Raw genomic sequence first — 21,518 nt, forward strand, 5'->3', positions numbered from 1 at the left:
GAGTGCCTATCGCACAGTGCCCGCAGGACAGGCGATTACACGTCAATCGCCGACCGCTCGGATCGTGTCCGAACGGTAACCAGAACCCGACCATTCGCACATTAGCAGCATTCCAACGAAGTCTCTGCCGATCCCACCGACACTTTCGGTTTCCCGGAGCTGGGACGATAGGTGCCGGAGATCGCGACATAGCTGCGCAATGATATTGGGTTGCCCTGCAACCCGCACGCCATAAGCCCTGCGTGCGGGCTCGCATGCAGGACGAGCGCCGGAACGTCTGCGGCGCCCCCTGGGCGGCGGCGACCCCGGCGGCGGAACGCCGCAGCCGGAATGGACGTTTACTGACGCATCAACAAAATTATCGGCGAGCGCTCGAATTCGCATCACGTAAGGTCGCGTTCACCTCGCCGTCAGCTGTGCACCCGAACGGCCGCCCTCGCCACAGGGCGGACCGCCGGTACCGGATACCATGCGCCCATGGCAAAGCTGAAGGTCTCGGTCGATGTCCCGATCTCGCCCGAGGAGGCCTGGACGCACACCTCCAACCTCGCCGAACTCGACAAATGGCTGACCATGCACGAGGCATGGCGCGGTGAGGTGCCCGCCGAACTGACCGTCGGCACTCAACTGGTCGGCATCGCCTCGGTGAAGGGCCTGCGCAACCGGGTCACCTGGACTGTGCGGGCCGCCGAACCGCCGCGCTGCCTGCGGCTGTCCGGCGCGGGCAAGGGCGGCACCAAACTGGGCCTGCAACTGCTCGTCGCCCCGAAGGGCTCGGGCTCCGAAGTCACCGTCGACATCGAACTCGGCGGCGCGCCCCTGTTCGGCCCGATCGGCTCCGGGGTAGCCCGTGCGGTCAAAGGGGATATCGAACGCTCCCTCGACCGCTTCATCGCCCTTTACGGCTGACTCCGCCTTTACGGCAGACTCCGACGCTCACCCGCCGAGGGCGTCGAAGATTTCTTCGGCCCGGTCGCGGGTGCGATACATGTTCCACGCGGTCTCGGCCAGGTCGTCCGGATCGAGCGTGTGACCCTCGGGGCTGCCGAAGCGCTCCGGGTCCGCGGTGACCATGGCATGGATGTCGCCGCGTTCCACGAGGCCGCCGATGGTCAAGGTGCCCGCGTAGAGGTTGCGCTCGCTCAGCGCCGCGTTGAGCGTGAGGGCGTAGTTGCGCAGCGCGGCGGCGGCGAGGGCGAGGTGGCCGAGCATGGGCATCGGCCGGACGCTGGACAGGCCACCCGCGAAAAGCAATGCGCCCTCTCCGCGCTCGAGCATGCCGGGTAGCACCTCGCTCACCACGTCGACCGCGGGCCACACCCACTCGAACGCGGATTGCGCCGTGGCGGAATCGATGTCGGTGATCGGCACCGGCTGCTGCGTCGGACCCGGCCCGTAGTAGACCATTCCGATCGGCCCGTCCCTGCCGATGTCGCCGAGTACCGCGCCGAGCCGCGACCGATCGGTCACATCGGCGACATGGGTGGTGGCGTCGATGCCGCGCGCCGTCAGGTCCGCCAGGTACGTGGCATGGCGCGCGTCGCTGCGCGAGACCAGCGCGACGCGGAACCCTTCCCGCCCGAAGCGCCGGGCCATCGACATTCCGAGACCGGGGCCGACCCCGACGATCAACGCTGTTCCACGGTGTGACATGAACTCTCCCTAATGTGAGGCCCCCCTCGGTTTCTCACCGTAGCACGAATTCGAGGCACCCCTCAGATTTTGTAGAATGACCCGGTGACCAAACCCCTGCGCCGGGATGCCGCCCGTAATCGGGAGAAGTTGTTGCGGTCGGCGGCCGAAGTGTTCACCGAGCAGGGCCTCGAAGGTTCCCTGGAGGAGATCGCGCGGCGCGCGGGCGTCAGCATCGGGACGCTGTACAACCATTTCCCGAGCCGCGACACGCTCATCGACGCTCTCCTTCCGCCGCGACTGGCGGCGGTGGACGAGATCGCCGCCCACGCGGCGGCAGAGCCGGACGCATGGGCGGCTTTCACCGGGTTCATCGAAGACCTGCTCGGCAGGCTGACCGCCGATCGCGGGCTGCTCGAAGCGTTCACCGGGGACCATCCGGCGGCGGCGCAGCTGGCGCAAGCCTGCCATCGCGGCATGTCGCAGCTGTCCGCGGTGCTCGCGCGCGTCCGGGAAGCCGGCGCGCTGCGCGCGGACGCGACCGACGAAGACGTCGTCAACTTGGTATGGGCGCTGTCGCTGCTCGGGGAGACCACCGGTTCCGCGTCGTGGCGCCGTGGTTTGGAGATCGTGTTCGACGGCCTTCGAAATCGAGGATGAAGCCGCCTGCCGGCAGTGTCCCGAGATCACCTGCCGGACAGGTGATCTCGGGACCCGCGACTACGCGTGCACCACGGCCGCCGCGTCGACCGCCTCCGGGTTCTTCGGCTTGGTGCGCGGCAGGAAGAACGCCGGGACCAAGGTCAGCACGATCAGTACCAGCGCCACCACGTAGGTGTGGCTGAACGCTTGCGCGGCCTGCTGCAGACCGGTTTCGACGGCTCCCGGCGGAAGCTGGCTCGCGATGGCGGGATCGAAGTTGGCCGCGATCGCCGGACGCGCCAGCGGCTCGTTGTTCAGCAGGTTGGTCAGCACCACCGACATCGTCGCCGTGCCGATCGAGCCGGCGGTCTGGTTGACGATGTTCATCAGCGTCGACCCGCGAGCCACCTGCTGGTGGGTCAGGGTCTGGATCGCGGCGGTCATGATCGGCATCATCGTGCAGCCCATACCGAGGCCCATCACGACCAGCGCGCCGATCATGGGGAGGTAGGAGCTGTCCGCGTCGAGCTGGACGAAGTAGGCCGTCCCGATCGAGATCAGCGCGATACCGACGAGCACGATCTTGCCCGGGCCGATCTTGTCCACGAAACGGCCCGCGATCGGCATGCTCAACATCGCGCCGATGCCCTGCGGCGCGATCAGCAGACCGGCTTGCAGCGCCGACTCACCCCGCACCTGTTGCAGATAGGTCGGCAGCAGCAGACCCGCTCCGAAGAACGCGACCGCGAACAGCACCATCGTGAGCACCGCGAAGGTGAGCGCGCGGTTGCGGAACAGGTGCAGGTCGATCAGCGGGTGCTCGGTGCGCAGCGCGTGGAACACGAAGGCCACCATCAGCAGCGCGCCGATGGCGGCCGGGATCAGCACCTTCGCCGCGATCACCGTCTCCTCCTCCGGGATGGAGGAGACGCCGAACAGGAACAGCGCCAGGCCGGGCGAGGCCAGCAGCATGCCGACGAAGTCGAACGACTCCGACGGCTCCGGCTTGTCGCCGGGCAGCACGATGACCGCGAGCGCAAGGGCGACCACGCCGATCGGCAGGTTGATCAGGAAGATCCAGTGCCAGCTGAAGTTCTCGATCAGCCAGCCGCCCAGGATCGGGCCTCCGATCGGACCGAGCAGCATCGGCACGCCGAGCACCGCCATCACCCGGCCCACCCGCTGCGGACCGGCGGCGTGGGTCATGATCGTCATGCCCAGCGGCATCAGCATGCCGCCGCCGAGGCCCTGGATCACACGGAACGCGATCAGCGACTCGATGTTCCACGCCGTGCTGCACAGCAGCGAGCCGAGGACGAAGAAGACGAGGGCCATGATGTACAGCCGCTTGGTGCCGAAGCGGTCGGCCGCCCACCCGGTCAGCGGGATCACGGTGGCCAGCGCGAGGGTGTACCCCGTCATCGTCCACGCCGCGATGGCGTAGCTCGTCTCGAATTCGCGCTGGAAGGTCGGGATCGCGACGCTGACGACGGTGATGTCGAGAATCGACATGATCGCGCCGAGCACGACCACGCCCGCGACCTTGAAGACGGCCGCGTCCAGTTTGTCGGCCGTCGGGTCGGGCCCAGCCTTCTGGGTATCCGGAGGTTGTGTCACCGCTTAAGCGTGGCAGCTCCGTTGCCGTTGCACCAGTGATTGCCGGTTCCTGATGCCGGGAATTCCGCGAGCGCGGTCAACGCCGCGCGCGTCGTGGCCTCGCTCGCGGGTAGCAGGGGTAGCCGCACCTCGGCGCTCGGTATGCGGCCCTGCGCGGCGAGCACCGCTTTGATCACCGTGGGATTGGGTTCGGCGAACAGGGCCCCCGACAGCGTCGCGAGCCGATGACCGAGTGACCGCGCGGCATCGACCGGACCGTCGCGCCAGGCGGTGATCAGTGCGGCGAACGACGGGGTGTGCACGGCGGCCGAGGCCGCGATCGCACCTGACGCGCCGAGGGCCAGCAGCGGCGCGGCGAACCGGTCGTCACCGGCCAGCACGGCGAAATCGGCGGGCCGCGCGCTCATCAGCGCGATGGTGGCGTCGTCGACGGCGCCGACCGCGTGCTTCAGTCCGATGACGTTGGGCAGGTCGGCGAGTGCGAGCAGGGTGTCGACGCCGAGGGAAAGTCCTGTGCGGTAAGGGATGTGATACACGATCAGCGGTACCGGGGCGGCTGCGGCGAGTTCGCGGAAATGCGCGAGCACACCCGCCTCGGAGGGGCGCGTGTAGTACGGGACCACGGTGAGCGCCGCGGTGCTGCCCGGGTCGAGATGGGCGAGGGCCGTCACCGAAGCCGCCGTGTCGTTCGACCCGACGCCGACGATCAAGGGTGCGTCGCGTTCCCGGCAGACGCCCGCACAGACGGCGACCACCTGAGCCCGCTCCGCATCCGTCAGCGTCGCGGGTTCCCCGGTGGTGCCCAATGCGACGATGCCGGTCGCGCCCTCGTCGAGTACCTCGTGGGCGAGCCGCTCCAGCGCGTCGGCGGCGATCACGCCGTCGGCCGTGAACGGTGTGATCAGGGGGACGAAGAGACCTGCGAGCGTCATGACGACCAGCCTGACCGGTTCCAACCATCAGATCCAGTTCACATTTCTGTCGCAGACCGTAAGGTGAACTGATGCTGGATGTCCGCAAACTGCGGCTGCTGCGGGAACTGTCGCATCGGGAAACCATCGCCGCGGTCGCGGAGGCCCTCGCGTACACCCCCTCGGCGGTCTCGCAGCAGCTCGCTGCCCTGGAGCGGGAGGCCGGTGTGCCGCTGCTGACCCGCACCGGTCGCCGCGTGTCCCTCACCCCCGCGGCTCTGGCCCTGGTCCGGCACACCGAGCGCATACTCGCGGTGCTCGAGCAGGCCGCCGCCGAGCTGGCCACCACCCGCGCCGAATTGACCGGAACGCTGCGCATCGGAGCTTTCCCGACCGCGGTGCGGACCATCCTCTCCCCCGCGCTCGTCGCGCTGAGCAGCGCTCATCCCCGGCTGGAACTGCGCGTGACCGAACTCGATCCGGCGCTGGCGCCCGACGCGCTGCGCGCCGAGGTGCTGGACGTCGCGCTGATCCAGGAGTACGACTACGTGCCGGTCTCCGCCGATCCCGCGCTGCACAGCGAGCCGCTGTTCGAGGAGATCGTCCATCTCGCCGCGCACGCCGCCGACCCGCTCGCCGCACACCGCGAAAGTCCTTGGATCGCAAGCACTCCCGGCACGCTGTGCCACACGATGACCGTGCGCGCCTGTGAGGCGGCCGGATTCACGCCCAGGATCCGCCACCACGCCGACGACTTCGGCACGGTCCTCGCGCTCGTCGCCGCGGATCAGGGCGTGGCCTTGGTACCCGAATTCGGTGCGCGGGAATGCCCCGCCGGCGTCACACTCACCCCCCTGCCGATGCGTCGGCGGACTCACCTCGCCTATCGGCGTGGCACCGGAAACCATCCCGTGGTGCGCGCCGCTCGATCCGCCCTGCGTGAATCGGCGGGGCGGGCGCCCGGCGGCTGAATCCTCAGCGCAGCCGGTATCTGCTGGTGGGCACCACGTCCAGGTTCCGGTCGCCGCCGAAGGTGGCGACGCTGGTCATCAGCCGCTCGACGCGGCGCGCCAGTTCCGCGCCGTCGCCGCCGCTGCCGTAGAAGGCGTGCGGGTCGGTGAGCGCCTCGATCGGGAACAGCTCCTCGACGATCCCCGCGATGTCCGGCGCACCGGCCGTGGCGGGTCCGGTCACCAGATTCTGTACATAACCGAACGTCGCCTGAGTCTCGATGGCGATCGCGGTGTGGTGGGTGCGCCAGCGATCCAACCACTCGGCGTGGGGCAGATCGTGCGGCTTACGCAGGAAAGCGATGTTCGACAGACCCGGAGCGCGCTCGAGCGCGGCGGTGACCGGCGGCGGAATGGGAGTCGCCTCCTCGACGTGCCAGCCGGCCACTCGCTCGGCCACGGCGCTCAGCGCTCGCTCGGCCGCGTCCGGCCGCGGCGTCCCCTCCCACCAGACGCTGAGGACGGCCCGTACCGGCTCGTCGAACGTCGTGATGCGCAACATCGCCGTCTGCACCGCCGCGTCCGAGATGTTCGCCTGCACCGCGGCGGCCCCTGGCAGTCGCGGCGCGAGATCCGCCGTGAGCAGGTCACGCACGCCCCACAGCGCATAGATCGTCTTCATCGGCAGGCCACTTTCTAGAACACGTTTCACTCTCGGTCCGAGCCTAGCCCACCGGCGCGGTTGGCCGCGGCGGCTCGGGGTATCCGGCCGTCAGTCTTTCGAAGGGGTGATCCGTGCGGACCATATCGACCGACATCCCGGCCAGGCTGGACCGGCTGCCCTGGTCGCGGTGGCATTGGATGATCGTGATCGGACTCGGATCCGTCTGGATCCTCGACGGGCTGGAAGTCACCGTCGTCGGCAGCGTGGCCGCCCGGCTGTCGGAACCGGGCAGCGGCCTGAGCATCACGGCGGCACAGGTTTCCGGCGTCGCCGCGGCCATGTACGTCGCGGGCGCAGGTGCCGGGGCGCTCTTCTTCGGTTGGCTGACCGACAGATTCGGCCGCAAGAAACTCTTCTTGATCACCCTCGCGGTGTACCTCTTCGCGACCGCGATGACGGCGCTGTCGTTCTCGATGTGGTGGTTCGTCTTCTTCCGGTTCCTCACCGGTTTCGGCATCGGCGGCGAGTACGCGGCGATCAATTCCGCCATCGACGAGCTGATCCCGAAGCAGTACCGCGGCCGCATCGACATCGTCATCAACGGAACCTACTGGCTCGGCGCCGTCGGCGGTGCGCTGCTGTCCATCGTCGCGCTCAACACCGATCTGTTCGCACCGAACGTGGGCTGGCGCTTGACCTTCGCGCTCGGTGCCGTGTTCGGCCTGGTCATCCTGCTGGTGCGCAAGAATGTCCCGGAGAGTCCGCGCTGGCAGTTCATCCACGGTCGCGAGGACGACGCGGAGCGCACCGTCACCGCGATCGAAGCGCGCGTGCAGGCCGACAAGGGCACCTCGCTCGCGGACGTCTCCGATCAGCGGATCCAGATCCGGCAGCGCCGGACCATCTCCTTCCGCGAGATCGCGGCGGTGATGGTGCGGCGTTATCCACGTCGTGGCGTGCTGGGGTTGTCGCTGTTCATCGGACAGGCATTCCTCTACAACGCCATTACGTTCAACTACGCGCTCATCCTGTCCAAATCCTTCGGCATCGCCGACGACCGGGTCGGCTACTACTTCGCGGTCCTCTGTTTCGGCAACTTCCTCGGTCCGCTCCTGCTCGGCAAGCTGTTCGACACGATCGGGCGCAAGCCGATGATCGCCGGCAGCTACCTCGGTTCGGCCGTGCTGTTACTCGCCACCGCATGGCTTTTCGCGGGCGGTCACCTGACCGCGACGACCCTCACCGCCTGCTGGACCGCCGTGCTGTTCGTCGCGTCGTGCGGCGCCAGCGCGGCCTACTTGACCGTCAGCGAGATCTTCCCGATGGAGACCCGCGCCATGGCCATCGCCTTCTTCTACGCGATCGGGACCGTCGCGGGCGGCGTCGCGGGCCCGCTGGTGTTCGCCGAGCTGTCCGCGGAAGGCGATCCCGGCAAGACCGCCCTGGCGTTCACCATCGGCGCGCTCGCCATGTTCGCAGCCGGGCTGGTCGAACTGGCCTACGGCGTGCGAGCCGAAGGACGGTCGCTGGAGGAACTGGCCGAGCCGCTCAGCGTGACCGGTACGCCTGGTCCCGTCGATGCCGCTCAGCGGCCCAGCGGGTAGGGACGGCACTGCGCCGTGTCGGCGGCGGTGGCCCGGCCGCAGCCGTAGACCATCACGGGTTCGGCGTTCGTCGAGGGATCCCAGATCTGCTCCACACTGAGCATGCCCACCCATTTGTCGTGCGCCACCCGGCCCGCGTGGGCGCCCTGACTGACCGAGAAGTCCAGCACGCCACTGCTGGACTCGATCACCGGATGCCGGGGCAGGTCGCGCAGTGCCGCCCACACCGCGGCGGCGCTGATCGGGATCGGCTCGGTCCAGACGCCGGAGACAGCCGGGGCCAGCGCCTGCACGGCGCGCACGAACAACCCCACGGCGTCGTAGGTCAACGCGACCCGCTCCCCCAGCGGATGCAGTTGGACACGCTCACCCATCGGTTTGTCCGCTTCGGCGCAGGCGTTCCAGCTCGGGATGTCCGGATCGACGGTGGTGGCGAGGTGGTAGAACTCGACCCGGCTGCGGAATCCCTGCCCTTTGTTGCGGCAGGTCACCAAGCTCGCCTTGGCCACGTAGACCAGCGGACGCGCGCTGTTGGCCGCCCGGCGCCGGTCCACGCTGGCCATGAACCGGTTGACCGAATCGTCCGCGATCAACATCACCCGCTGGTCGCCGCACGCTTTGTTGAGGCTCTGCAGGAAGTCGGGGAACTCCGAGTCCCGGCCGGCGAAGAACAGCACCTCGTCGCAGGCGTCGGTGTCGCCCTGCCCGGTGAAGGCATCGCGCAGGTCCCAGGAGCCCTCCCAGATCTCTCGCCCGTCGCCGGCGAGGACGTGCAGGTCCGCGGCCATGTTCTTGGTGTAGAGGTCGGTCGGGTCGGGCCGGTGGTAGATCCGCACGCCGCGCCCGGCCATACCGGGGAGGGAGTTCAGGTACTGCTTGATCATGTCGGCGATCGCGTAGTTCGGCGGGGCGATCTGGAAGTACAGCGGGGAGGACCGCACCATCTCGTCGGCCGACAGGCTCGGCGCCACCATCGGGATGCCGAGGCCGGTCAGCGCATTGATCATGCTCAGAGTCGCGGTACGGCTCTGATCCAGTCCGATCGCCCCGACAATGCTCGGTTCGGCGTGGATGAGCGGCGTCAGCAGATCGACGACCTCCGGCCCCTGCAGGTTGGCCGGACCGGTGTTGGCGAGCAGCAGCCGGATCAGCGGGACCGTGTCGGGCGTGACGGCGTCGGACAACACGACCGATTCGAGCGCGTTGTACTGCGCCAGCGCCAAGCCCTCGATGTCCTCGCTCTGCGCCGGGTAATCGCCCGGAACGCCGGTGAGCTGACCGAAATAGACCAGGGTGAACAGCGGCCGCGCAGGTTGCTCGCGAGCCAGCTGTTCGGCGAGCAGATTCTGCTTATACACCCGCCGCTGCACTTCCACCAGGCGTCGACTCCCCGGCTCGTCGCCGGCGAAGAGGAAGCCGTTGCCGCCGGTTGCGGGATCGTCCGGATCGTAGGCGCTGAAACCGATGCAGTTCCCGTCCGGACCGGGGACGACCCGCACCCAGTCGATACCCGCTCCGGTGGCGCACGCGCCGTCGCCCGCATGCCACGGTCGCAATGTCGCGAACCCGGTCGCGGCCACCGCCAGCGCGATCACCAGGAACACCGCACCTGCCGACACCGCACGCCGGGCCCACCACGGCGGCGCGGGCACCGGAATTCGGCGGAACGGGTCCGGCTCGTCGTCGTGTGGGCCGGTCGCGGGTATCGCGAACCACAGCTGCCAGGCCCGGGGCCGCTGGCGCTGCCGCCCGACGGGCAACTCGTCCTTCCAGACCTCGTACAGCCTCCGCACCCGGTACACCGGCCGCGCGGTGACGTCGGCCGGCGGCGTGCGGGTGCCGGTCACCAGCAGCAGCGGATCGTCCTTGCCGGTCTCGTTGCGGACGTCGTTGACCAGATCCAGCAGCCGGGGACCGGCGTCGCCGTCGAGCGCGCGCAGGATCACGACCGGATAGGTGGTGCGCCGTGCCGCGCTGATGCGCCACCACCGGCGCTGGTAGGCCACCCGCAGATCTTCCAGAAAGGCGTGCACCAGAAGCTTGGCCAAATGCTCGGCGTGCTCGTGGCGGCGGGCGCCCTCGGTGAGACGGTGTGCGAATCCGACGAACTGGCTGGACTGTTCCGGCGCCAGGTACTGCTGGCGCATGAACCACCGGAACTCGCGGCCGACGCCGGGAATCCGACCACCGGTGCGCGCCCGGAACACCGCCGGGGGCAGCACGATACGCAGCAGGCCCAACAGGATTCGCTGGATGGGGCCCACTGTGGCCTGGGCTTCGCCGAGTAACTCCTCGCCCCACCGGCCGAAGTCCTTGCGCAACAGCGACGCCAGTTCGTCGAGCTCGTTGTCCGAGCTGAGCTTGCGCGCCATCAACCATTCCGCCAACCGGTAGCGCCGGAAAGGCAAGGGGCGCAATCGCCCGAAGCGGTCCGCGGCCAATCCTTTGCACAGGTTGTAGAGCAGTTGGCGCAACGCGGTCAGGCCCGGCGTGTTGTCCTCGACCAGCGAGCTGTCATCGGGCAACGGGTCGAGAGCGTCCACGTCCACGGACACATGCACCGCGCCGCGGAGTGCCGCGCCGAACATGTCCAGGCAGACTTCGACATTGGTCGGATCACCGCACAGACCCACCATCGGGAGCATCCGCTCCCCGCGCGGCGGCCGCGGTACCAGCCAGCGCAGCAGTTCTTCGAGCACATCGACTCCCCGAAAGGAGACAGCTCTGGTGCCGGACATGACGCCCCCGTGTCCTACGCCGAATATGACCACCCATTGAAGCAGACTCCGAACTCGCAGGCACCACGGCAGACGGCGGATGCCGATCACCGGTTCCTGCGCGGGCAAGCAGGCGCGCCGCGCGGTCGGCGCGCCGGAGAAGCTCGAAATTCGCGGGGCGGCACCACACTTCGGGCGCGCCGTATTCCGACGCCGAACTCGGATCGAAAGTCGGTTTCCGGACGGCGGATTCATGCGCGGCATCGAGAACACAGATGCCCGCAGAAAAATTGCGACAAGGCGCCGGGAACAGCAGGGGCGCGAATTACGCGTGGTGGGGCGAGCGCCGGACGTCGCTCATCCGCCGACGTTCGGCGCCCACCTTCCACACGTCGCGGTGGGTCGGTGCAACCGCGGGTGACCGGTCAGTTGTGGCGCGGATTCGCGGTCGGGGTGGGCTGCCGGGTGATCCGGCGGTGGGCCATGACTTCGGCCCACCAGCCACTCAGCGGGCTGGGGTCGGGCCAGATGATCCGATCTCGTTCTTCGTCGTCCACGACGGGCGCTTCGGGCTTCTCGCTCACGATGACATTCCTCTGCGCTGGTGCACGTAGTCGTGCACATGCTTGCGGAGAGCCCTCGTGTTCGAGCGGCGCCGGTAGTTCACGACAGAGCGCTTCGAATCGGCTGAACATCGAGCAGCGCGGGTTCCTCGCCCCTTTTATCGGCCGACCGCGCTGTCGATCCGATACATCCAACGTTTACCACAGCTCACCTGTAACAAACCGATCTTTCCGCTTCACGATCTGATCACCAAGCGGTCGCTTGGTCAGAATTGCGGCCGCTGAGCTGTGGAAATAGCGACTCCCCCGACTTTATTGCACGAAACCGAAAAAGGACGACTTTCACACCCGGCGGCTCACAGCGGCGGTATGGATTCCGCCGAAGCGACCGAGGGCGGCCGTACCACCGCCGAAGCGACAGCAACTCGGCATTCCCCGGAAGCGGTCACCCGAGCCGCCACCCGGTGCGGCCCGATCCGATCGGCGGCCCGCCGATGACCGCACCGAAACCCCTCGCGCACAACCGGTACGGCGATGCGGTTGCGGCCCGGACGCGCGATTCGAAGATCGGCGGCGGCTGGATTCGACAGTTGTGCGCCGGCTGATTCGGCGCGAGACACCCGGGTACCCGCTCACCATGGTTCGCCGAACCGAAGCTGTCGGCACACATGACGAAGTCACCCGGGCGTCGAGGCCCACCGCCGGGTCGTCGCTCGATGTTCGCCGAGGACCGTCGGCGGGGGCGTCCACGGCCGGGGAAACCAGGTGATGCCGATGGCCGACCTCCGGCGGATCATGCGAAAGCACGGCCCCTTCGCATCGGTCTGCTTCGACAGTTCGCACGACACCGAAGACGCGGCACGCCGATCCGAGCTGCGTTGGCACTGGATCGACGCCGAACTGGACCGCAGCGGGGCCAGACCACGGATCCGGCGGCTACTGGCCCAGGCGATCGAACTGCACCCACCACCGCGCGGGCGGTGCGGCAGGATGCTCATCGCCGACGAGACCGAGGTGCTCGCCGACGAACGCCTGCCGAGACCGCCGGAGATCGAAACCGTCCGGGTCTCCCCGCTGCCGTACCTGCTGCCGCTGATCGAGATGCAAGGCGAGCAGATACCGCACGTCATCGCGCTCGTGGACCGGGTCGGCTCGGAGCTGTACTCGCTCGACAAACGCGACGAAGACGAGGAATTCCTGCGTGCCGCGGGCCCTCCGATGCCCGATATCCAGCGGGACGACTGGTCTCATCGCACGATCCGGCAGCGGACCGCGGACAGCACGCGACGGAACATCCGGGAATTCGCGCAGGAACTCGACCGGCTCGCCGACACCGTGCACGCGGAAGTCGTCGTGCTCGCCGGAGAGTCGAGGGCTCGTGCGGAACTGCGTGCGGAGTTCGACGCGAAGGGCCGGGATGTCGTCGAGGCCGAATCCGGCACACTGACGCCGGGTTCGGATCCGAAGGCGCTCGACGCGGAGGTCCGCGCGATCCTGCACCGCATGGTGGCGCAGCGACGCCGCCGCGTGCTCGACCGCTTCGCCGCCGAGATCGAGCGTCCGGACGGGCTTGCGGTGGCCGGGCTGGCCGCGACCACGAGCGCATTGCGCGCCGCCACCGTGGAGCGGCTGCTGCTCGACCGCGTCGTCCTGGGCGACCGCTTGATGCTGGCCGGAACCGCTCCGAACCCACTGATCGGGCCCGCCGCGAATAACGCGACCGGGGAGATGCGCCGCGCCGACGAAGCGCTGCCGGTGGCCGCCTTGGCGATCGGGGCCCAGGTCACCCTGGTCGACGCCGTCGCAGCCCTGCGCGACGGTGTCGGCGCTCTGCTGCGGCGCCGCTAGGCCGAACCCGAGGCGCGGCAGCGACCCTCACGACTTCGGGACGCGCTCGTGCAGCGTCAGCAGCATGTGATCGAAAGCGGTCTGCACCGCCGGCGGAGCCGGGGGCAAGCGGTCGATTTCGGCGATGAGCTGGGCGGCCAGATCGCGCAGTTTGACGTTGGTCTCCTGCGAGCGCCACTGCAGGACGTGGAATGCCTGGTCGGCGTTGATCCGGTAGATCCGCATCAGCACGCCTTTGGCCTGCTCGATCAACGCGCGCGCCTCGAAGAGTTTGGGCAGCGTGCCGTCGAGCAGGTCCTGGCGTTCCTCGGCGATGGTGGCCGTCAGGTCGATGTAGTAACCCGCGGTGCCGACGACGGTGCCGCTCTTGTCGATCATCGTGTCGCCCAGCACGATGACGTGGTGCGCGACCCCGGCGGTGTCGATGATGCGATGACGGCTGCAGAACGGTTCGGCGTTGCGGACCGACTTCTCGATCGCCTCGGCGACATGATCCCGGTCCTCGGGGTGTTTGTGCGCGAGCAGCAACTCCGTCGTCGGCGTCACCGAGTCGGGCGCGTATCCGTGCATCGCGGCGACCTCGTCAGACCACTCCCACCGCCGATCGACGAACCAGAAACGGAAGCTTCCCGTGGTCTGCGGTGTCCCGGCGCCCACCACCCGGGCTACCGCCCCCTCGGCCGTATCCACGATTCGGTCGCCCGATTCGTTCATCGCGTCAGTATGCTCCTACCTGCGGTTTTTCACCGCGGATCCGCCAGATCGAAGCAATGCCCGGACCGCTCGCCGCCGCCCCGGCAACCCCATCATCCTATTACCGCCGCAGCGGATTCCCGGCCTGCCCGAGCCCGCTCGACGCCCCTGGCGCCGCACGCTGATCCGCTGTGCCGTCGGCGGCGGTGGAAGCCGTCGGCGGCGGCAGAGCGATCGAGCCGGATCGGCCACGCCCGTGACTGCAGCGGTTTCACGACGCCGGGAGCAGGTCGTCGGCGTCGATCTCGCTGACGGCCGCCGCGGCGCGGGCCGCCGCCCCTTGGGTATGCCACCACCGCCACCGATCCGTATCCAGCTCACCCGCCCGCGCGAGCAGCCCGGGCCAGTCGTCGAGGTTCGGCCAGCGGTCCAGGGTGAGCGCCATATCCGCGGCGGCCAGTGCGCGCGCGGTCGCCCGCTGCTCGCCGAACGGGCGGTCCGCCGGGATCAGGATGGCCGGTTTGCCCGCGGCGGCGATGTCGGCGACCGCGGCCTGACCGGCGTGCGAGACGATCACGTCGGCTTCGCACAACTGCGGCCACGGGTCGTCCACCCAGTCACCCGAACCGACACTGCGCCATCGGTAGCGGCTGTGGCGCGCGGCGCAGGCGCGGACCATCGCCGCGGTGGACGGAACGCCGCCCGTTCCCCCGAGCACCAGGACCACCGGGCGCTGGTCCCCTCGGTCGGTCCGGACGGGCACGCGCCCGGCGAAGCGGGTGATCCCGCCGACATAGTGCGTCTTGTCCGCGTACGGGTGCAGCCACAACGGGTCGTACAGTCCCCGCGGCCACGCGGCGATCAACCGGTCGGCGACCCGGTGGACCATTTGGTGCGCCGGATCCACCCGGGTACCGGGCAGCACCATCGCGACGACGGGCACGCCGTGCAGCCGGGCCAGCAGCGCGATCTCCGCCGACCCGTCGACCACCATCGCGTCCGGACGCGCGCGCACGATCCAGGCGGCGACCGCCGCCATCCGCTCGGCGAGGCCGCGATCGTGGCGCGGCGCCCAGTGCAACGTCCCGCCGGCGGTGGGGTCCTCGATGATCGGCGCTCGATCGTCGGCGGGCAAGCACACCGCGTCGTCGAAAGCCTGGTGGTCGGCCGGCGACAACGACGACAGTGCGACGACGGGTCGAGCGATGTGCGGGCGAACGCATTGCGCTCGAAGCAGAGGCCCGCAGCCGTGGTGGTGGATGTAGTAGCCGATCATGCGGCCGCCGCGACAGGAAGCACCCCGAGGAGTTCGCGACCGACCTCTCGCATACCGACGGGTCTGACAACCATGGCATCGGGCCTTCCAGGACTGAGGGGCGACGTGGCGGTTCTACCCGCGTTTTTTCCTAGCAAACATTTAGCAATCACCCCGTTTCCGCAAGCTGAGCGGTCAACTGACCAGTTGATAGCCCCGACCCGACCGCAGGCATCGTCCGCAGACTGGCCCCGGAAAGCCGCCTACATGCTGTCGCTACGGCACGGCAAACATTCGCCTTGAAGAGCAAGCGGCACCGGCCCCGCCGGTTCGCGACAGACAAGGTCGGCAGCGGTCTGCCCATTACTCGATATCCGCTGCGCCACTGCGGGTTTCGTAGCAGCCGTGCCGAGGCGGCAGCGCAGGTGGAAGGCCGCCGCGGGGACGGATAGGCTTGACGATGTGCCGGGGCAGGTGGAGTCTGCCCCGGCACACCCGCACGGAGCGTTATTCAGCGTGCGCCAAGGCCACTCGCTGCTTCTCGTTGTCGATATCGAGAATGCGCACCGTCAGCGTGGCGCCGACCTGCGGCTCGCTGGACCACTCGGTCTTGTGCAGCAATCCGTGCACGCCGGGAGCGACCTCCAGGAACGCGCCGAACGGCACGATCTCTACGACGGTCGCCTCGAGCACTCCGCCCTGAGCGTGGGCGGAGACGAAGTCCGGCCATCCGCTCGCATGTGGCGTTTCCGCATGGGACATGTAATCACCTCCTTCCGATGTCCCTGTAGTACTCGGGATTTCGTGAAGGAGGCGGGCGGGCCCCTGGCCCGCCGGATGATCACCGCGCGGCCGGGTAACCGTTCTGTGTGCGGCGCGTCGCCGACCCGGCAGTCATGACGACGACCTTAGCCCAGCGCATCGCGCACAGCAATACCAGTCTTGCGGTGCACGTCGAAACACACCGCAGCAAAACAGTTTTCGTGCCGCGCGACTATCCGCCGAAGCGCAGCGTCACCTCGGCCGAAACAGGAGTCGCGCGACATGCCAGCACCTGGCCCCGAGCGATCTCCTTTTCGGTGAGGGCCGACAGCGGATCGGGGTCCATGCCGACCTGCCCGGATTCGACTGTCGCCACGCAAGTTCCGCACGCGCCGCCGAGACAGGAGTAGGGCAGGTCAGCCCGATGACGTAATGCCGCCTCCAGGATGGCCGGACCCTGGGCCATCTCGAACAGCAGGTCTTCGCCGTGTCCGGTGAGGGTCACACGGCTGGTCGGGGCGTTCGCCGCCGGCACGGACAACACGGGAACATCCGTCTCGAACAGCTCGAGCATGATGCGGGACTTCGCCACGCCACGCCGCTCCAGGGCCGACACCATGGCTGCGACCAGTTCTTTCGGCCCACACAGGAACCACTGTTCGGCGTCTTGCTCGATGACCTCGGCCGCCGAGACGCGGCCGTGGCGGTAGGCCACGCCTGCCCGGCCCCGGGGCATCGTCGCCGGTCGCTGCCGGGACAGGTGGTGGATGACGCGCAGCCTGCCCCCGAAGCGGTCCGCGAGCGCGGCGAGTTGATCGGCCAGCATGACGTGTTCGCTGTCCCGGCTGCCGTAATGCAGGGTGAACGTGCTGTCCGGCTCGGTTTCGAGGATGGTGGCGATGATCGAGGCGATCGGCGTGATGCCACTGCCCGCCGCCACCGCGGCGTAGGTGCGCGCACGTTCGGGGTCCAGCTTCGGCGTGAACCTGCCCGCGGGCTCGGACACATGCAAGACCGTGCCGACGGTCAGACGGTCGAGGGCGTAGCCGGAGAACGCTCCGCCCGACCGTCGCTTGATCCCGATCCGCACCCTGCCGGAACCCGCCGCGTCACACAGCGAATAGCTACGCCGGATCTGCTGTCCCGCATGCGTCCCCCGCACGACCACATGCTGGCCTGCCGCGAAGGCATACCGACCGGCGAGCTGCGCGGGAACGTCGAATTCGACCAGGACGCTGTCGGCGCCGGCGGGGTCGATCGAGCGCACCGCCAGCCGGTGGAAACCCCGCGCGGGTCCCTGGGGAATCGGGTCGAACGCCTCCGTGGCGACCGACTCGGCCGCCGCCGGTCCGAACTCACGCAGTCTTTCCACCCCGGCCGCCGCCAAACCCTTCGCCGCGCGAACCACAAGGGCTGGGTTCAGCACCGCCACCGGACTGTCCAGGAGCCCGGCGATGCGTGCGATCTGCCGCGCCACCACCGCATCCTGTGCACCGACGGCCATGGTCAGCCTCGCCAGCGCGCCGAGCGCCCACATCCGGGCCTGTCCTCCGGCATCCACGTGGGGCATGGCCGAGTCGAACAGTTTCGTGATCATCCACGCGTCATCGATCTCGCGGGCGGCAGTGCGGAAGAAGCGACGGGCCAGATCGTCGTCCCCCGTCGCGAGCGCGCGGCGCAACGCCACGGCCTGCAGCGCGGACACGGTCATGCCCTGGCCGAACGCCGGGCTGAAACTGCAGACCGCGTCACCGAGGACCAGTAGTCCCAGCGGAAACCGGGACAGCCGCTCGTAGCGGCGACGCTGGTTGGCCGGATACCGGTAGACGCTGATCCCGGTGAGCGGTTCGGCGTCGAGCAGCGCCGCGCGCACGTCCGGCGGCGCCACCGAATCGGCGAACCGCCAGAAGCCCTCGGAATCAGTCGGCGGGTGGTCTTTTCCGTAGCCGATCAAGGTGAGGATGTGCGTTCCTCCCTCCACCGCGAACAGCGCCAGACCTCGCGCGGGATCCTGGTTCGCGATCACGATCTCCTTGTCGCCGCTCAGCGCGCCGACCGGAAGCCGCACATAGCGGCTCGCGTACATCATGTCGATCCGCACCCCCTCCTCGGCCGGTCGTTCGTAGCCCAGAGCGGCGAGCCAATCGCCGACCGGACCGTGCCGCCCCAGGCAACTCACCACCAGATCGGCGCGGACTTCTCGCGCCACCGTGGCGTCCTCCGACATGACCCGCACCCCGGTGACCCGCGTTCGGTCCGCGTCGACGAGCAATCCCACGGCGGCACGGCGGTCGGCCAGCTCGACGTTCGGCAGCGCGCGGACCCGATTGCGCACGCGCCATTCCAAGAAGGGGCGACTGGCCTGCAGAAGCGAGTAGCCACCGTCGGATCGCCGGAGCGTGTGCCCCGCGACGGTCATCCGCATCTGCGTCAACGACCGGCACTCCATGGCGCCGTCGGCCAGCAGCTCGTCCGTGATGCCGGGGAACAGCTCCTCGATGATCTGCTTGCCACGCGCGAGCAGTGCGTGCACGTGCCTGCCCTGCGGCACCCCGCGCCGGTCACCCGGCGTGGACAGATCGTCTCGCTCGATCACGGTGACCTGCTCGTAGCTGTCGCTGAGGATCCGCGCCGCGAGGAGTCCTGCCATGCTCGCGCCCAGCACCACCGCGTGCCCGCGGCGGGTGATCGCTCGCTCGGTAATCGTCATCACTGCCCTCCGGCGTCGTCCACGGCCTCCGCAGCCCCCGGTCGGGCGTGCACGGCCGAACAGCGTCGAGAACTGAGATATTTAGCTATGTTAGTCTCAGTTCTCGATCGTCCGCAACGGCGGATGTCGCCCGTGCGAGGTAGAAATGGCCATGACTTCCTCCACCCGGTCGTCGGAAACGCTGCTCGACGCGGCGGTCGCACTGATCGCCGAGAGCGGCCTGGACAACCTGACGCTGAGCGCGGTGGCCGAGCGCGCGGGCGTCTCGCGCGCCACCGCCTACCGCGAGTTCGGCGACAAGGACGGCCTGATCTCCGCCGTCGGCCGCAGCGAGATCGGGCGGATGGCAGCAGCCGCCTACCGCCGGATAGACCTCTTCGCACCTGCCGCGGAGGTGGCCGGCGCCTGCACCCTCTTCGCCTTGCGCTACCTGCGAGAACACGCTGCCTTCAGTTACATTCGCCGCCATGAGCCCGCCCGACTGCTCGACGTCGCCATCACCCACGGCGACTCGGAGCTCAACCTGGTCGAGACCGTCGCGGCCATCGCGGCGCCCGTGATCGCGGCTCGCGACGACTCGACACTCAGGTTGTCGCCGACCCAGGCGGCCGAAGTCGTCGTTCGCACCGTGCTCTCGCACGCGCTCATCCAGCGCAGCGAGCTCACCGACGAGCAGATAGCCGACACGGTGGCGCGGGCGATCACGCGGTAGTGGGACGACCGCCGACGGCACGCAGTCAGATACTGAGACGAACTACACATATGGTTTCACTGCGCTCGCCCGCTCGTGGCCGTACCTGCGGCTCGATGACATCCCCGCCCGGCCCGCGGGTTCAACGCTCGATTTCGGACCAGAACGCACAGCTGTGCCGGTCGGCGAAATCGTTGTTCATGAAGCTCCCGGTCGCCCGCATGATCAGCGCAGGCCCATCGGAGCCGGGCCCGGTCGACTCCGGCCATGCCCACCATTCCGGTGAACCCGGAGCGTTCGGGTCACCGGTGTGGGCGAAGGTGGTCCACCACCGTTGCATTTGCGCGGCGAATTCGGCGGACGCACCGGTCCAAGGAATCGGCACGCCCATGAATCTGGTGAACAGATACAACAGCTCGGCCGAGTGAAAGGCGCCGGGCAGAACAGGATTGGCGTCACCGAGCGGCGCCTGATCGAATTCGTACTGCCACAGCGGATGTCCGGCATCGCGCGCCGTTCGGCTGGTGGACAACGTGGGACAGGCGAGCTGACTGTCGGTGATCACCGCGATCTGGGCAGCTGCCGGTGAGGGGTACCGGTCGAGCGGATACCGGGCCAGGACTCGGTCGGCGTAGGCGCCGAAAGATTGGCGCACGAATCGTTCGTAGCTTGCCGCGTCCGGAACGTGGCCGCGGGCATAGTCGGTCTCGGCGACCATCAGCGAACCTTCCGCGCTGGTGGTCCCGACCATGAGCGGCGTCTTCCTGGCGTCCCCCACCAGGGCCGCGTCGAGTGTGCGAGTGATGACGACGCCGTCGATGCTGGGCACCCAGACGGGAGTTCGCCCGTCGAATCGGGCGCTCGGCGAGTTCAGGAGGGTCGCTACGGGCAGTGCGCGCAGGCAGGCCAGCCGGGTCGCGGCATCGACACATCCGACGCTGTCCGCGTAGCGCTGCGAGCGCGCGAAACCCTCGGCACGATCGCCGGGGGCGAGGGGCGCTCGAGCGCAGGGACCGCTCTGGATGATCGCCTTGGCGAACAGGGCGTCGGAACCGGGTGCGGCGAAGTGTGTGCAGACACTCACGCCGCCGGCCGACTCACCGAAGATCGTGACATTGTCCGGATCGCCACCGAACGCGTGCGCGTTGTCGCGCAGCCACCGCAGAGCGGCTTGCTGGTCCTGGATGCCGACCGTTCCGGTGGCGCCGCCGGATTCGGCCGCCAGTTCGGGGAGCGACAGGAAGCCGAACGGCCCGAGGCGGTAATTGGGGATGGCCACGATGACGTCGCCGTCGGCAGCCATCCGGGTAGGCCCGTCGTATTCGGTGTTGGAGCCGCTCAGATAGCCACCGCCGTGGAAGAACACCATGATGGGCAGCGGGCGGTCGCGGGCACCGTCCGGTGCGTACACGTCGATGGTCAGACAATCTTCGCCGGTGGGTCCGATCGGCGGTAGGCCGGGCAGGTATCCGTTCTGCGGACACTGCAGCCCGTGCTCGCGGGCGGGGCGCACGCCGGGCCACGGCGGCACGGGGCGCGGCGGTGCGAACCGCGCTTCGCCCCCGGTGGGCGCGGCGAAGGGGATGCCGAAGTATTCGACGATTCCGTCGGCGGCGCGGCCGGAGATCGCGCCGCCGGTCACGAACACCACCGGCGGCGCCGACGCCACCGCCGGAGTGCCCGCGAACCACAGACCGGTGGCGACCGTCAGAGCGGTCGCGGTTCGCACGATCGAGCGAATCATGGCTGTCCACTACCTCCGATGCGGTCGCTACAGTCGGCGGCGAGGCAGGCGGCCTCGTCCACCGCGGTAGCCGGCATCGATCGGCACGGGCGTGCGGCCACTCTCGAGCGAGAGGCCGCAAGTCGCACATGAAACGAACCCGATCACCGCTCGAACCCTCACCCGGCGGATCAGCCACGGCACCTGTACGAAAGATCCGGTCGAACTCGCCCCCGTGCAGCGCTCCGACCCACCAACAGCCCGCCGCAACCCGCCCTCATCGCCGACCGGCCCAGCGGCACCGCGAGCGGCCCGAACTGGAGCAATGGCGTGCCGGACCGATGCTACAGCGATCACGGCAAGTCCAGGCACAAGGCGCTCGGCACACACGCCTCCACTCGTGCACAGCGGTAACCCGGGCGGGCCGCCGCGAGCTACGCCGGACTCGGTCGGACAACCGGTCGACGAACGTCACCGCCCGCGCAGGACGCCTGCGCGTTCGCATCGAACGCGCAGGCGTCGGCGGCCGACCGGCC

General features: G+C 68.8%; 17 protein-coding genes. 6 read left to right on the forward strand and 11 right to left on the reverse strand.

The window, feature by feature from the left end; genetic code table 11:
• The first annotated feature begins 477 nt into the window (after positions 1-477).
• On the forward strand, positions 478-909 hold the full coding sequence (locus IU450_RS20385; RefSeq protein WP_195151328.1) for an SRPBCC family protein: 432 nt from the start codon (positions 478-480) through the stop codon (positions 907-909).
• 27 nt (positions 910-936) lie between these two features.
• Here IU450_RS20385 and IU450_RS20390 read toward each other — a convergent pair whose 3' ends face one another.
• A complete protein-coding gene (locus IU450_RS20390) occupies positions 937-1,653 on the reverse strand; it encodes an SDR family NAD(P)-dependent oxidoreductase (RefSeq protein ID WP_195151329.1) in 717 nt (238 codons plus the stop codon).
• Positions 1,654-1,737: 84 nt separating this feature from the next.
• On the opposite strand from IU450_RS20390, the gene IU450_RS20395 reads away from it, so the two are divergent.
• Complete coding sequence (locus IU450_RS20395) at positions 1,738-2,292, forward strand: TetR/AcrR family transcriptional regulator (RefSeq protein ID WP_195151330.1); 555 nt, start codon at positions 1,738-1,740, stop codon at positions 2,290-2,292.
• Between the two features lie 60 nt (positions 2,293-2,352).
• Here the strand turns inward: IU450_RS20395 and IU450_RS20400 are convergent, their stop codons facing one another.
• Both IU450_RS20400 and dapA read right to left on the reverse strand, forming a co-directional pair.
• Positions 2,353-3,891, reverse strand: a complete 1,539-nt coding sequence (locus IU450_RS20400; protein ID WP_195151331.1) for a DHA2 family efflux MFS transporter permease subunit — start codon at positions 3,889-3,891, stop codon at positions 2,353-2,355.
• Positions 3,888-4,823 (reverse strand): 4-hydroxy-tetrahydrodipicolinate synthase, encoded by a 936-nt coding sequence (gene dapA, locus IU450_RS20405; protein ID WP_195151332.1) that lies wholly within the window; start codon positions 4,821-4,823, stop codon positions 3,888-3,890. The genes IU450_RS20400 and dapA overlap by 4 nt, the downstream gene beginning before the upstream one ends.
• Before the next feature lie 71 nt (positions 4,824-4,894).
• Here dapA and IU450_RS20410 point away from each other — a divergent pair, with 71 nt between their 5' ends.
• On the forward strand, positions 4,895-5,773 hold the full coding sequence (locus IU450_RS20410) for a LysR family transcriptional regulator (protein WP_195151333.1): 879 nt from the start codon (positions 4,895-4,897) through the stop codon (positions 5,771-5,773).
• A gap of 4 nt (positions 5,774-5,777) precedes the next feature.
• Here IU450_RS20410 and IU450_RS20415 read toward each other — a convergent pair whose 3' ends face one another.
• Entirely contained in the window at positions 5,778-6,434 is a 657-nt protein-coding gene (locus IU450_RS20415; protein ID WP_195151334.1) for an EthD domain-containing protein, read from the reverse strand.
• Between the two features lie 113 nt (positions 6,435-6,547).
• Between IU450_RS20415 and IU450_RS20420 the strand changes: the two genes are divergently transcribed.
• A complete protein-coding gene (locus IU450_RS20420; RefSeq protein WP_195151335.1) occupies positions 6,548-8,020 on the forward strand; it encodes an MFS transporter in 1,473 nt (490 codons plus the stop codon).
• Here IU450_RS20420 and IU450_RS20425 read toward each other — a convergent pair.
• Positions 8,002-10,758: a hypothetical protein gene (locus IU450_RS20425; RefSeq protein WP_195151336.1), complete on the reverse strand. Its 2,757-nt coding sequence runs from the start codon at positions 10,756-10,758 to the stop codon at positions 8,002-8,004. The two genes, IU450_RS20420 and IU450_RS20425, sit on opposite strands and share 19 nt — an antisense overlap.
• Positions 10,759-11,162: 404 nt before the next feature.
• Positions 11,163-11,321 (reverse strand): hypothetical protein, encoded by a 159-nt coding sequence (locus tag IU450_RS20430; protein WP_157230073.1) that lies wholly within the window; start codon positions 11,319-11,321, stop codon positions 11,163-11,165.
• A gap of 753 nt (positions 11,322-12,074) precedes the next feature.
• Here IU450_RS20430 and IU450_RS20435 point away from each other — a divergent pair.
• Positions 12,075-13,148, forward strand: a complete 1,074-nt coding sequence (locus IU450_RS20435) for a hypothetical protein (protein ID WP_195151337.1) — start codon at positions 12,075-12,077, stop codon at positions 13,146-13,148.
• A 27-nt stretch (positions 13,149-13,175) separates the two neighbouring features.
• Here the strand turns inward: IU450_RS20435 and IU450_RS20440 are convergent, their stop codons facing one another.
• The 4 genes from IU450_RS20440 to IU450_RS20455 form a co-directional block, all read right to left on the reverse strand.
• The gene (locus IU450_RS20440) at positions 13,176-13,862 is read right to left on the reverse strand and encodes a PAS and ANTAR domain-containing protein (RefSeq protein ID WP_195151338.1); all 687 of its coding nucleotides are present in this window, start codon (positions 13,860-13,862) and stop codon (positions 13,176-13,178) included.
• Positions 13,863-14,112: 250 nt separating this feature from the next.
• A complete protein-coding gene (locus tag IU450_RS20445; RefSeq protein ID WP_195151339.1) occupies positions 14,113-15,117 on the reverse strand; it encodes a glycosyltransferase in 1,005 nt (334 codons plus the stop codon).
• 486 nt (positions 15,118-15,603) lie between these two features.
• Entirely contained in the window at positions 15,604-15,858 is a 255-nt protein-coding gene (locus IU450_RS20450; protein WP_195151340.1) for a S1 RNA-binding domain-containing protein, read from the reverse strand.
• 232 nt (positions 15,859-16,090) lie between these two features.
• Complete coding sequence (locus IU450_RS20455) at positions 16,091-18,568, reverse strand: 2Fe-2S iron-sulfur cluster-binding protein (protein ID WP_195151341.1); 2,478 nt, start codon at positions 18,566-18,568, stop codon at positions 16,091-16,093.
• 151 nt (positions 18,569-18,719) lie between these two features.
• Here IU450_RS20455 and IU450_RS20460 point away from each other — a divergent pair, with 151 nt between their 5' ends.
• Positions 18,720-19,280 carry a TetR/AcrR family transcriptional regulator gene (locus IU450_RS20460; RefSeq protein WP_195151342.1) on the forward strand — a complete coding sequence of 187 codons (561 nt, stop codon included), beginning with the start codon at positions 18,720-18,722 and terminating at the stop codon, positions 19,278-19,280.
• Between the two features lie 121 nt (positions 19,281-19,401).
• Here the strand turns inward: IU450_RS20460 and IU450_RS20465 are convergent, their stop codons facing one another.
• Positions 19,402-21,003 (reverse strand): carboxylesterase/lipase family protein, encoded by a 1,602-nt coding sequence (locus tag IU450_RS20465; RefSeq protein ID WP_195151343.1) that lies wholly within the window; start codon positions 21,001-21,003, stop codon positions 19,402-19,404.
• Positions 21,004-21,518: the final 515 nt, after the last annotated feature.

It is taken from the genome of Nocardia abscessus, from assembly GCF_015477775.1.
In the GTDB taxonomy this organism is placed as follows: Bacteria; Actinomycetota; Actinomycetes; order Mycobacteriales; family Mycobacteriaceae; genus Nocardia; species Nocardia abscessus_A.

Excerpts from the sequence above, each read along its gene's own strand:
- IU450_RS20415 (WP_195151334.1), bottom strand. The coding sequence starts at position 6,434 with ATGAAGACGATCTATGCGCTGTGGGGCGTGCGTGACCTGCTCACGGCG.
- IU450_RS20440 (WP_195151338.1), bottom strand. The coding sequence starts at position 13,862 with ATGAACGAATCGGGCGACCGAATCGTGGATACGGCCGAGGGGGCGGTA.
- IU450_RS20410 (WP_195151333.1), top strand. The coding sequence starts at position 4,895 with ATGCTGGATGTCCGCAAACTGCGGCTGCTGCGGGAACTGTCGCATCGG.
- IU450_RS20425 (WP_195151336.1), bottom strand. The coding sequence starts at position 10,758 with ATGTCCGGCACCAGAGCTGTCTCCTTTCGGGGAGTCGATGTGCTCGAA.
- IU450_RS20385 (WP_195151328.1), top strand. The coding sequence starts at position 478 with ATGGCAAAGCTGAAGGTCTCGGTCGATGTCCCGATCTCGCCCGAGGAG.
- IU450_RS20450 (WP_195151340.1), bottom strand. The coding sequence starts at position 15,858 with ATGTCCCATGCGGAAACGCCACATGCGAGCGGATGGCCGGACTTCGTC.
- IU450_RS20390 (WP_195151329.1), bottom strand. The coding sequence starts at position 1,653 with ATGTCACACCGTGGAACAGCGTTGATCGTCGGGGTCGGCCCCGGTCTC.
- IU450_RS20445 (WP_195151339.1), bottom strand. The coding sequence starts at position 15,117 with ATGATCGGCTACTACATCCACCACCACGGCTGCGGGCCTCTGCTTCGA.
- IU450_RS20460 (WP_195151342.1), top strand. The coding sequence starts at position 18,720 with ATGACTTCCTCCACCCGGTCGTCGGAAACGCTGCTCGACGCGGCGGTC.
- IU450_RS20435 (WP_195151337.1), top strand. The coding sequence starts at position 12,075 with ATGGCCGACCTCCGGCGGATCATGCGAAAGCACGGCCCCTTCGCATCG.
- dapA (WP_195151332.1), bottom strand. The coding sequence starts at position 4,823 with ATGACGCTCGCAGGTCTCTTCGTCCCCCTGATCACACCGTTCACGGCC.
- IU450_RS20455 (WP_195151341.1), bottom strand. The coding sequence starts at position 18,568 with ATGACGATTACCGAGCGAGCGATCACCCGCCGCGGGCACGCGGTGGTG.
- IU450_RS20465 (WP_195151343.1), bottom strand. The coding sequence starts at position 21,003 with ATGATTCGCTCGATCGTGCGAACCGCGACCGCTCTGACGGTCGCCACC.